The organism is uncultured Campylobacter sp. (assembly GCF_938045465.1).
Lineage (GTDB): Bacteria > Campylobacterota > Campylobacteria > Campylobacterales > Campylobacteraceae > Campylobacter_B.
Genome location: NZ_CALIBF010000089.1, coordinates 1 through 11160 on the forward strand (window position 1 = coordinate 1; position 11160 = coordinate 11160).

The 11160-nt window shown below is 47.5% G+C and carries 11 protein-coding genes; 7 read left to right on the forward strand and 4 right to left on the reverse strand.

What is annotated here, in order from left to right:
* Window positions 1–494 precede the first annotated feature (494 nt).
* Window positions 495–1181 (reverse strand): SapC family protein, encoded by a 687-nt coding sequence (locus Q0413_RS04290; RefSeq protein ID WP_298987664.1) that lies wholly within the window; start codon window positions 1179–1181, stop codon window positions 495–497.
* Window positions 1182–1332: 151 nt separating this feature from the next.
* Between Q0413_RS04290 and Q0413_RS04295 the strand changes: the two genes are divergently transcribed.
* Both Q0413_RS04295 and Q0413_RS04300 read left to right on the forward strand, forming a co-directional pair.
* A complete protein-coding gene (locus tag Q0413_RS04295; protein ID WP_298987666.1) occupies window positions 1333–2106 on the forward strand; it encodes a 3'(2'),5'-bisphosphate nucleotidase CysQ in 774 nt (257 codons plus the stop codon).
* A 63-nt stretch (window positions 2107–2169) separates the two neighbouring features.
* Window positions 2170–2553, forward strand: a complete 384-nt coding sequence (locus Q0413_RS04300) for a type II secretion system protein (RefSeq protein ID WP_298987669.1) — start codon at window positions 2170–2172, stop codon at window positions 2551–2553.
* A 1-nt stretch (window position 2554) separates the two neighbouring features.
* On the opposite strand, the gene Q0413_RS04305 is transcribed toward Q0413_RS04300, so the two are convergent.
* On the reverse strand, window positions 2555–3184 hold the full coding sequence (locus Q0413_RS04305; RefSeq protein WP_298987671.1) for a disulfide bond formation protein B: 630 nt from the start codon (window positions 3182–3184) through the stop codon (window positions 2555–2557).
* A 96-nt stretch (window positions 3185–3280) separates the two neighbouring features.
* Between Q0413_RS04305 and Q0413_RS04310 the strand changes: the two genes are divergently transcribed.
* The 5 genes from Q0413_RS04310 (at window position 3281) to Q0413_RS04330 (ending at window position 10227) form a co-directional block, all read left to right on the forward strand.
* Window positions 3281–3850 (forward strand): TRAP transporter small permease subunit, encoded by a 570-nt coding sequence (locus Q0413_RS04310; RefSeq protein ID WP_298987673.1) that lies wholly within the window; start codon window positions 3281–3283, stop codon window positions 3848–3850.
* Between the two features lie 93 nt (window positions 3851–3943).
* Window positions 3944–5305 carry a TRAP transporter large permease subunit gene (locus Q0413_RS04315; protein ID WP_005871492.1) on the forward strand — a complete coding sequence of 454 codons (1362 nt, stop codon included), beginning with the start codon at window positions 3944–3946 and terminating at the stop codon, window positions 5303–5305.
* Between the two features lie 41 nt (window positions 5306–5346).
* On the forward strand, window positions 5347–7185 hold the full coding sequence (locus tag Q0413_RS04320; RefSeq protein ID WP_298987675.1) for a biotin/lipoyl-containing protein: 1839 nt from the start codon (window positions 5347–5349) through the stop codon (window positions 7183–7185).
* A gap of 131 nt (window positions 7186–7316) precedes the next feature.
* On the forward strand, window positions 7317–8900 hold the full coding sequence (gene pckA, locus Q0413_RS04325; RefSeq protein WP_298987677.1) for a phosphoenolpyruvate carboxykinase (ATP): 1584 nt from the start codon (window positions 7317–7319) through the stop codon (window positions 8898–8900).
* Complete coding sequence (locus Q0413_RS04330) at window positions 8875–10227, forward strand: CAP domain-containing protein (protein WP_298987680.1); 1353 nt, start codon at window positions 8875–8877, stop codon at window positions 10225–10227. Before pckA ends, Q0413_RS04330 begins: the two co-directional genes overlap by 26 nt.
* 101 nt (window positions 10228–10328) lie before the next feature.
* On the opposite strand, the gene Q0413_RS04335 is transcribed toward Q0413_RS04330, so the two are convergent.
* A complete protein-coding gene (locus tag Q0413_RS04335; RefSeq protein WP_298987682.1) occupies window positions 10329–10703 on the reverse strand; it encodes a hypothetical protein in 375 nt (124 codons plus the stop codon).
* A 19-nt stretch (window positions 10704–10722) separates the two neighbouring features.
* Window positions 10723–10884: a hypothetical protein gene (locus Q0413_RS04340; RefSeq protein ID WP_298987685.1), complete on the reverse strand. Its 162-nt coding sequence runs from the start codon at window positions 10882–10884 to the stop codon at window positions 10723–10725.
* Window positions 10885–11160 lie beyond the last annotated feature (276 nt).

Genomic DNA, 11160 nt, shown 5'->3' on the forward strand with positions numbered 1-11160 from the left:
CTGCCTGCGTGTTCGGTAAATTTAGACCGCTTAGCGGCGCAAGTATTGCCCGCGCGATGATAAATGCGGCTCGCAGCGACGCGTGCGGCGTGCAAATCTACGAGCCGCGGGAATTTCTATAAATCGCGAGTAAAATTTCAGCGCAAGAGCAGGATTAAATTTAAAACTAAAGTTTTAGGCAGTGTGGATAAAATTTTATAAATTGATCTACTTAAATTAAATTTTAAATTTAATATAATTTTATAGTAAAATTTCTCGCTTGAAATTTTGCGTACCATGTTGTTGCAAAATTTTGTTATAAAACCCTATGCTAAAATTTTAGAACTAAATTTGCGGTGTATTTAGTTTAGCCGCGAATAAAGTCTCCTAGGGCTTCAAGCTCGCATGCGGTTATGGCAACTTCAAGCCCCGAAACAATCGTAAGTTTTACAAGTTTTATAAATCTGCGACATTAAATTCTAAAAATTATGAGCTACTTAGGAGGCGAAAATGGTCTATTTTTTCGCTTCTTTCGGCGCTGCCGGCGGATCGAGCTGCATGATCTTATCGCCTAGGCGCTGAAAATTTGCAAGGCTTTTTAGATGAAAATACGCTAGCTCCAGATATCCGCGGCGCGCAAAATCCGCAAGTTTTTTATCGCTTAGCTTCAAAAGCTTTTCGCGATTTACGACCGAAAAGCCGTTTAACAGGGACGATTCCTTGCCGCTAGAGTTGATACCGAGCTCCTTGGCTTCTAAAATCCCCGCCTTTTGAAATTCCGCCGCGGCAACGCGCGTGCGCATATCCAAATCGGCGTAATTTTTCATCACCTCTTTTAAATTTTGTAAAAACGGCGTCGGCTTGCCGTCTTTAAAAAGCGCCTCGCCGTCGCCTTTGATCTGCTGCGCGTCCTTATCGAAGCAGATCGCCGTCTGCTCGCCGATCTGGGCTAGGAAAAACGGATAATTCTGCACCGAGGAGGGCACCGTTCCTTTATAATCCTTATCGATTAGAATGTTTTTGGTGCGCCCTAGCAGCGCCACCATTTTGGGCTCTTTTTCGATGGTAAATACGATAACGAGGTTGTCCGCGCAAAACGGGATCTCCGGTGCGATCACCGGCACGAAAGGCGCGGTAGGGAATGCATCCGCGTGATACTGTAAATCCGCGTGTTTAACGCTATCTAATACGACTGGGGTCATGTTGATCCTTTAAAAAATTTTAGCAATTATATAAAAAAGAATATTAAAATTCTAAAGGGTTTTGAAATTTTGCCTGTTTTTTTATTTGCGTAAATTTAGACTATTAAAATTTTAAATTTAGTAAAATTACCTTAAATTTAAAGGAGCGCAGATGGATTTAAACGAGCTTTTAGCGCTTGCTGAGGACGCCGCAAAAAAGGCAAACGCCGCGATAATGCAAAATTACGACAAATTCGATGTTTTCGTCAAAGCGGACAAATCGCCGCTTACGAATGCCGATCTTGCGGCAAACGATGCAATAATGCGCACTCTAGAGCCCAGCGGCATCGCGATCTGCTCGGAAGAGCGCGTGCTGGATAGCAAACAGCGCATGAGCGAGGAGAGATTTTGGCTCATAGATCCGCTGGACGGCACGAAGGAGTTTATCGCGCGCAACGGCGAGTTTTGCGTCTGCATCGCGCTGATCGAGTATGGGCGCCCGATTTTAGCGGTAATCGGCGTGCCCGTAAGCGGCGACATATATAGCTCAAATGGCGGCGGAGTTTATAAAAACGGCGTACTGCTCGCTCGTCCCACTAGCGCGCCGCAAATCTTCATGCACGGCCATCATAGCAAATCCGAAAAATATCCGCAATTCGCGCAAAAATTTAAAATGCAGCTCGTGCGCAAAGGCTCTGCGATAAAATTTTGCATCTTAGCCGAGGGGGGTGCGAGCGCGTATGCGAGATTTAGCGACTGCTCGCTTTGGGACATCGCCGCGGGAGATTTTTTGCTGCATCAAAGCGGCGGAGCGGTAGTGGATCTAAAGACGATGAAGGCACCGCTCTATAACGGAAAAAGCCTGATAAATAACCATTATTTGGCGGTCGGCGCGAATGCGATGAAAAATTTATCTGAAATGTTAGAATTCGCAAAGAATTTTTAAGTTAAATTTATAGTAAACGCTCTATAATATAAGTCCAAAAATTTTTTATCAAAGGATAAAAACATGAAGGGCTTTACTATGATCGAATTAATTTTCGTGATCGTGATTTTAGGTGTTTTGGCGGCAATTGCCATTCCAAAACTAGCAGCTACGCGCGATGATGCAGAGGTGGTGAGGACGGCGCATAACGTAGCTACGTCACTCAACGATTTAATGGGTTACTATACGGCACAAGGTGAATATAACCAGGATTTTTCACAAATGATGAATGTGCCAAATCCTATAAAGGTTAAAGGTCATATCTGCGCTACATACACATATGATAACAAGGAGCAAGTGACTTTAACCAAAGGGAGAGATGGCTTATGTGATCGGGTATGGAGTATGCCGGGACTTAAAAATATAGATAATATCTATAGCTCAAATGCTCTTATTATAGTCCAATGACCTATTTTGCGTGGGATTTAAAATCCCACGCCTTTTTATTCAAAAATCCAAGAAAAATTCCAATCATCCAAACAATTGCGAAAAATATAAAGATAAAGCTCCAAAATTGCGCCAGATCCACGCTTTTACTTGCCGGGAATAGATACCAGCCTCCGCTATAAAGCGCCGTTAGCTTAGCTTGCAGTCCGTCTAGCGTTGTATCGGTTGGCACCGCTGGTACGTCGAATGCGCAGCTGTTAAACGGCTTAAAAATTGGCACCGCGCTTAAATCGAAATTTAAAAATCTCACCGCTCCACCGCAGCCGCTCATCCCGCTCATATCTCCGCTCCCTCGCAGTACCGTGTGAATTTTAGCTAAATTTAATGACGATACGAAGCCCAGCGCCGCGCCGTAAAACCACACCGCATATCCGCAGATCGCGCCGTAAACGTCCTTGCCACAAACCGCTAAAATCACCGCTCCTAGCGCTATGGCGCAAAGCGCGAATCTCACGTGAATGCTAAAGCTTTCCGGATAGATAAAAAGGAATTTTTGCAAGAAAAAATATGAAAATGCTAGCCAAAAAAGCGCCCAGATGGCACAAAAAGCGAGAAATTTTTTAGAGTATTTGTTTTGAAATTTTAAAATCATAAAAATCCTTTCCGCGCATAATTTTATAATAAATTGCAGATATTTTTGCTAAAATCCCAGCTTTTATAGCAAAAATTTCAAGCAAAGGGTAAAATTTTGAGGAATTTTTTACGCAAATTAGAAAGAGCTTTTGATGCGTTCGCAAATATTTTAGGCGTATTGAGTATCGTATTTTTGGCGTTTTTAGTTATAGTCGTTTTTTACAATGTTGTGGCGCGTTATCTTTTTCCAGCCGCAAATTCCGTCGCTATGCAAGAACTTACGTGGTGGCTATATTCGGCGATGTTTTTATTCGGTGTGACCTACGCGCTCAAAGAAAATGCCCACGTTCGCGTGGATATTTTTTACGAAAAATTTAGCTCCACTGCAAAAGCGCTCATAAATATCTTAGGTACGATATTCTTCATTTTGCCTTTCGTGGCGCTCGTGGCGTTTTTTTCGATCGATTATGTGAGCGAGGCTTATACGAGCCATGAGGCCAGCGCCAATCCCGGCGGTATGCAGCATCTTTGGATCATCAAGTCCGCAATCACGCTTAGTTACGCGTTTTTATTTATCTACGCATTTGGATTTTTGATTAAAAATATTAACGCCCTGCTTGATGTTAGGGAAAACAAAGGCTCGAAATTTCTTAGTGGGAATTCTTCGGGCGCACAGAGTGTGTGAGGGCAGAATGAGCTTAAATTTAAAATTCTATAAATTTTACGCTTTTCGCGCTTGGGCGGAATTTTGCCACGGCAAGATAAAAGGTGGCGAGCTATGATAGGCATAGTGATGTTTGCGGCAGCGCTTTTTATGCTGTTACTGGGATTTCCCGTTGCGTTTACGTTCGGCGCCGTGGCGGTGATTTTCGGCTTTATCTACGGACTTAGTGAGGCATGGGATTACGCGCAGGGCTTTGAAATTTTAACTGAAGCTTTCGAGGATATGAGCAGGCAGTTTTTCTCACTGATGCCTAATAGAATTTACTCGATTATGGAAAATCAGCTGCTAATTTCGGTGCCGCTTTTTATTTTAATGGGTATGATTTTGCAAAAGACTCGCCTTGCGGAGCGCTTATTAGAGTCGATGGCATTTTTATTCGGCGGCGTACGAGGCGGCGTGGCGATCAGCACTGTTTTGGTGGGCGCGTTACTTGCGGCTACGACGGGCATCGTGGGCGCGACTGTCATCGCTATGGGCGTCATCAGCTTGCCCGTGATGATGAAATACGGCTACGATAAGCCTCTAGCTACCGGCACTATCGCTGCTGCGGGCACGCTTGGGCAGATTATTCCGCCCTCGATCGTGCTGATTATTTTAGGCGATATACTTTCGGTTTCGGTAGGTGATCTTTTCTCCGCAGCAGTTATTCCTGGGCTCGTGCTAGTGGGTTTTTACGTGATTTATATTGCGATTATTTCATATATTTGCAAAGATTATGCGCCGCCTGTTCCGCCGCTAGAGGGGCTTAGCAAATCAAAGCAAATTTTTATCGCGCTTAAAAACGTCGTGCCGGTGCTCGTGCTGATTTTGCTCGTCTTGGGATCTATTTTTGCGGGCATCGCTACGCCTACGGAGAGCTCGTCGGTAGGCTGCTTGGGTGCGATAGCGCTAGCTGTTTTGTACCGCACGTTTTCGTTTAGGCTGATCTATGACGCGCTAAAAAATACCGCTAAAATTTCGGGCATGGTTTTTATGATTTTGATGGGCGCCACGGCATTTTCGATGATTTTTTCTTACACGGGCGGAGATGAGGTCGTAAAAAATTTTATGGAGAATCTTCCCGGTCAAGCATGGGGATTTATCGCGCTTACGATGGTAGTTATCATAGTGCTTGGGTTTTTTCTCGATTATGTCGAAATTTCATATATCATTTTACCGATACTTTTGCCGATAGTAGAGTCTTTGCATATCAATCCCGTGTGGTTTGCGATCTTAATCGCTGTAAATTTACAAACGTCGTTTATGACGCCGCCATTTGGGTTTTCGATATTTTTCTTAAAGGGCGTGACGCCGCCGCAAATCCATACCACGGATATTTACAAGGGCGTGCTACCTTTTATTTTATTGCAAATTCTAGTGCTATTAACACTCGCAATCTTTCCGGGGGTTTTTGGTTTAAAAGCTTTTTTAGGCTAGAAATATTAAAATTCACGCTAAATTTAACCTAGGAGCTAGAAATGGCTAAAAAGCTTATCGATGTTATGGATACGACCTTTCGCGACGGATTTCAGTCGGTTTTCGGCGCGCGCGTGGCGATGGAGGATTTCCTGCCCGCCGTTAGCGCGGCAAAAGACGCGGGTATCACGCATTTTGAGTTCGGCGGCGGCGCGCGGTTTCAGAGCCTATATTTTTACCTAAACGAAGACGCCTTTGAGATGATGGATAAATTTAGAAGCATCGTGGGACCTGAGGCGAACCTGCAAACTCTTAGCCGCGGCGTAAATACCGTCACGCTCGATACAGGCAGCCGCGAGATAATCGATCTGCACGCCAAGCTTTTTGCCAAGCACGGCACGACGACGATTCGAAATTTCGACGCGTTAAACGACGTGGAAAATTTAAAATTTAGCGGCGAGTGCATACATCGCCACGGCCTTAAACACGAAGTCGTGGTTACGATGATGGATCTACCGCCTGGATGTAGCGGTGCGCACGATGCGGCGTTTTACGAGAGGATTCTGCGTCAAATTTTAGACGCGCAGATCCCGTTTGACAGCGTCTGCTTCAAAGACGCAAGCGGCACCAGCAGCCCGCAGAAGGTCTATGAGACGATCAAGCGCGCGCGTAAAATTTTAGGCGACGGCGTGCATATCCGCCTGCACACTCACGAGACGGCGGGCGTTAGCGTCGCATGCTATCAGGCTGCGCTCGTTGCGGGCGTAGACGGCATCGACCTTGCCGCGCATCCCGTAAGCGGCGGCACTAGCCAGCCGGACATTCTTACGTTGCTGCACGCGACGAAGGGGCAAAATTTCGACCTGGGGCTAGATGCAGAGAAAATTTTAAAATACGAAGAGGTTTTGGGCGAGTGCTTGAAGGATTACTTCATGCCGCCCGAGGCCACGCAGGTAAGCCCGCTAATTCCGTTTTCGCCGATGCCCGGAGGCGCGCTTACCGCAAATACTCAGATGATGCGCGATAATAAAATTTTAGACAAATTCCCAGCAGTCATCAAGGCTATGCGCGAGGTCGTCGAAAAGGGCGGCTTCGGCACGAGCGTAACGCCGGTTAGCCAGTTTTATTTCCAGCAAGCGTTTAACAACGTAATGTTTGGTCCGTGGAAAAAGATCGCCGAGGGCTACGGCAAGATGGTGCTAGGCTATTTCGGCAAAACGCCCGTTAAACCCGACGAGGGCGTGATTAAAATGGCGGCGGAGCAGCTGGGCTTAGAGCCTACGACCAAACACGCCGTAGATATCGCCGATGCCGACGAGAGCAAGAGCGTCGCGTATGCGCAGAAGATTCTACGCGAACAGGGCATCGAGCCTAGTGAGGAGAACGTATTTATCGCGCTTGCGTGCAAAGAAAAGGGCATCGCGTTTTTAAAAGGCGAGGGCAAGGTGATGAGCCGCAAAAAAGAGGACGTAGCACCCGCCGCAAGCCATCAAAGCGGTATTTCTAAAAACGGCAAATTTGACGTTAAGATTAACGGCAAAATTTACAACGTAGAATTTGCCGGACAAAACGTGCTCGTAAACGGCGATCGATACGACGTCAGCTTCGATACCTCAGCGCCCGCAAAGCCGCAGCCGCAACGCTCTGCCGGCGAGCAGCCCACTGCTAACGCGCGAAGTGGTACGGACGATAACGATATAAAAGCGACGCTTCCTAGCAACGTATTTAAAATTTTAATAAAGGAAGGCGACGCTGTTAAGGCGGGGCAGAATGTCATCGTTCTTGAAGCGATGAAGATGGAGATAAATATCGAAAGCCCACGTGATGGCGTAATCGATAAAATTTTAGTCGCCCAGGGCGATACGGTCGATGCCGATCAAGTGCTTGCGATTTTAAGATAAGCTCTAAAATTTAGGCGGCGCTCCCGCCTAAATTTGATGAGGGCTATCCTTGGTGCTTAAGCGAGCTCACCTAAATTTTAAGCTATAATAGCGCAATCATTTATCAAAATTTAATTTAAAAAGGACGCAAAATGACAACTCCGAACGATCTGGATAAACTAGGTCTTAAAAATATCAAAAAAATCAATCACAACCTAAGCTACGACGAGCTTTTTGAGCTTGAAAAGACAAGAGGCGAGGGGCGCATATCAAGCAACGGCACTTTTATGGTCGATACCGGCATCTTTACGGGCCGCAGCCCCAAGGATAAATACTTCGTAAAGCAGGACCCGAGCCAAAAATACATCGCCTGGGGAAAGGTAAATCAGCCTATCTCAAAAGAGCTTTTCGATAAGCTTTTAGCCAAAGCCAAAGCCCAGCTAAGCGGCAAAGAGATCTTTATCCAAGACGCGTTTTGCGGCGCTAGTAAATCCAGCCGTAAAAACGTGCGCTTCGTAACCGAAGTCGCGTGGCAGGCGCATTTTGTAAAAAATATGTTCATCCGCCCAAGCAAGAGCGAGCTAGCGGAATTTCATCCTGATTTCGTCGTTTATAACGCGTGCAAATGCAAAAACGAAGATTACGCGAGCGACGGGCTGCACTCCGACGTTTTCGTTATCTTTAACGTCGAGGAAAACGTCGCCGTTATCGGCGGCACGTGGTACGGCGGCGAGATGAAAAAGGGCATTTTCTCGATGATGAACTACTGGTTGCCGCTTGCGGGCAAGATGTCGATGCACTGTTCAGCAAACGTGGGCAAAGAGGGCGACACGGCATTATTTTTCGGCCTAAGCGGCACGGGCAAAACGACGCTCTCGACCGATCCAAACCGCAAGCTAATCGGCGACGACGAGCACGGCTGGGACGATGAGGGGATATTTAACTTCGAGGGCGGCTGCTACGCGAAGTGCATAAATTTAGATCCGAGCAGCGAGCCTGAAATTTACGCGGCGATCAAACGCGACGCGCTACTTGAAAACGTGGTCGCCAATGAGGCTGGCGTCGTGGACTACAAAGACGGCAGCAAGACCGAAAACACCCGCGTCAGCTATCCGATCTATCATATCGACAACTACGAGCCAAGCTCTGCTGGCGGCCATCCGAAAAATATCATCTTCCTAACCGCCGACGCATTCGGCGTTTTGCCGCCGGTCGCAAAACTAACCAAAGAGCAGGCGATGTATTATTTCCTAAGCGGCTATACGGCCAAAGTCGCAGGCACCGAGCGCGGTATCACCGAGCCCGTGGCGACCTTTAGCGCGTGCTTCGGCGAGCCGTTTATGCCGCTGCATCCGACCGTTTACGCTAAGCTGCTGGGCGAAAAGATCGACAAGCACAACGTCAGCGTCTATCTCGTGAATACTGGCTGGAGCGGCGGCGCGTACGGCGTGGGCAAGCGAATGAGCATCAAAGCTACGCGCGCGTGCATAAACGCGATCCTGGATGGCAGCATCAAAAAGTGCGAATTTGAAAATTTCGAGAAATTTAACCTAGCGATCCCAAAAGAGCTCGCAGGCGTCGAGACGAAGCTGCTAAATCCGATCAATACGTGGACGCACCCGGCGGAATATAAAATCACGCGCGATAAGCTCGCAAAGATGTTTGAGGAGAATTTCAAACGCTACGAGGACGTAAAAGAGGGGGTTGAGTTTGCCAAAGCGGGCCCTACGGCTTAGGCTCCTGGGCCTCGGGGCGATCTGCGCGCTTTTTGCCGCATGCGAAAACACCCCTTCAAATTTAAAACAGCCGCTCGTTGCGATGAGCGGCTTTTCCTTTTACGACGATCCGCTAAGCTACATCAACAATGTGCGCGCAAAATCGGGGCTAAATCAGCTTTCGCAGAATGAAATTTTAAACACCTCCGCGCTTAATCACGCAAAATATGTCGTCGCAAACGAGGCGATGTCGCACGACGAGAGCCCTGGCAAGCCGAATTTCACGGGCGAAAATCCGTCAAAGCGCGCTTTTTACGCAGGCTATAATGCCGTCGTGAGGGAAAATTTATCCTATAACTCAAGCGATCTAAAAAGCGCGATCGACGGGCTTTTAAGCGCAATTTACCATAGATTTGCATTTTTGGATTTTGCCTCGGATGAGATCGGCATCGGCTATTTTGAGCACGGCAAAAAAAGCAGCTACGTTTTTGAGATGGGAAATTCGCGCCTCAACGCCTTTTGCTCGCGGAATTTAAACGACGAAGGAAGCGGCAAATTTCTACTGGGGATGTGCAAAAATGAAACGCTACGGATGAGGGAGGATAAGTTCAAAGGCGCCACTGCGCTAAACTCGCGCCCCTATGTCTATTACCCGAACGACGAGCCCGCGCTTGCGTTTTTCAGCAATGAAATTCCAGACCCCATGCCCGAGTGCAAAATCACCGCAAATCCCGTAAGCGTGGAGTTTAATGCCGAGGGACCGCCCGTAGCGATGAAAAGTTTTAAAATTTACGAAGGCGGCAGGGAGCTTCAAAACGTTAAAATTTTAGACAAAAACTCCGATCCTAACGCCATTTTAAGCGATAGGCAGTTCGTGCTTTTCAGCAGAGAGGTTTTTAAATTTGACGCCAAATACGGCGCGGAGTTTAATTACGAGCAGGGCGGCAAGCAAAAGACGCTACGGTGGGAGTTTATCACGCAAGCGCCTAAATTTAGATACTTCGTCGTGCAAGGCGGAGAAAATCTGAGCGTGAAAAACGGCGCGTTTTACGATATATTCGTAGCCCCCAAAGACTGCAACGATTTGATGAAAAGCTACAAAACCAGCTACTCTTTTATGGATAAGCCCGAGATTTCAAGCCCCGCAGCGAATATGCTGCGAGTAAAGTTAAACGGCGCAAAGGGCGCGAAGCTTGAAATTTCGACAGACAACGGCGCGGTAATAAACCTGTATTTAAGCGACGGCTCCAAAAGCTACGGCGGCATGGGTAAAATTTACGCCGCAATCGCGGCGGTTTTGGCAGCGATCATTTTGTTTTATCTTTTGGCAAGGCGCAGAGGGCGATAGGTGCGATATGTATTTTTGCGACCTCTGCTTTTGTCTGCGCGCACAGGGGCGCATAATGCCTATCTTGCGTGAAATTTAATGCAGAGCTCGGCTTTTAAATTTTAAATTTCATCCCCGTTTATCTCATCCGCAAGTTTTAAAATTTTATCCCGCACCGCCTCAGGAGCGTAGATATCCATCCACTCTATCCCATTTGATGCGCTAAAAAGCACGGCAATCCACCCCTCGCTCATCGCGCGCTTAGCAAGCTTGGTCGCCGCTGGGCTGTTTCCCATATTTGGCGTATCGTCTATGCTTATCTCGGCACAGCGACGCAAAATAGGTGTAGGATCAAACTTTCCCTCGAGCAAAATAATAACCGAGCCGCGCCTAAAGCTGCAGGCGTTCCAAAATATCTCAGCGCCGTTTACGCATTCTCGCGAGAGATCGAGGCGAAATTTACCCCGCTCGCGCACGAGAAAACTAAAGTCGCTCAAATTTAACGGGTGCTCCACGCTACCGAAGGCCCCCCACGATACTATCTTTGCGCCCGTTATAGACGTAGGCGGCGAGCGCATTTTGCAGTAGCGGCGCGATGATCTGCTCATGCGCGCTCGCGTGATCGTCATCTCTGGCGCGGCCTGGGATCTTTACGAAAAACGGTTTGAAATACTCCATAAACGCTCCTTGAGCCTATAAAATTTGCTCGCTTTTGCCTTTAAATTTAGCGCTCGCGGCGGTAAAATTTAGCCCTGTGCCAGCCGCATTTTAGGCTCGCTTCAAGCATTGTCGTTTTTACGCCTATCAAATACAACCTGGATGGCGGTTTAGATTTTACACAAAATACTCGCGGGCGGCATCCTTACTCTCAAACGGGCTTGCGCTCAGCTCGCTGCCGTCTATGAGCAGGGCGTAGCCGCGCGCGGCGTCCGTTTTGGCGTAGGTCAGCGCCAG

Coding starts and splice junctions, on each gene's coding strand:
- Q0413_RS04315 (WP_005871492.1), top strand. CDS start 3,944: ATGATAGGCATAGTGATGTTTGCGGCAGCGCTTTTTATGCTGTTACTG.
- Q0413_RS04290 (WP_298987664.1), bottom strand. CDS start 1,181: ATGACCCCAGTCGTATTAGATAGCGTTAAACACGCGGATTTACAGTAT.
- Q0413_RS04320 (WP_298987675.1), top strand. CDS start 5,347: ATGGCTAAAAAGCTTATCGATGTTATGGATACGACCTTTCGCGACGGA.
- pckA (WP_298987677.1), top strand. CDS start 7,317: ATGACAACTCCGAACGATCTGGATAAACTAGGTCTTAAAAATATCAAA.
- Q0413_RS04340 (WP_298987685.1), bottom strand. CDS start 10,884: ATGGAGTATTTCAAACCGTTTTTCGTAAAGATCCCAGGCCGCGCCAGA.
- Q0413_RS04300 (WP_298987669.1), top strand. CDS start 2,170: ATGAAGGGCTTTACTATGATCGAATTAATTTTCGTGATCGTGATTTTA.
- Q0413_RS04305 (WP_298987671.1), bottom strand. CDS start 3,184: ATGATTTTAAAATTTCAAAACAAATACTCTAAAAAATTTCTCGCTTTT.
- Q0413_RS04295 (WP_298987666.1), top strand. CDS start 1,333: ATGGATTTAAACGAGCTTTTAGCGCTTGCTGAGGACGCCGCAAAAAAG.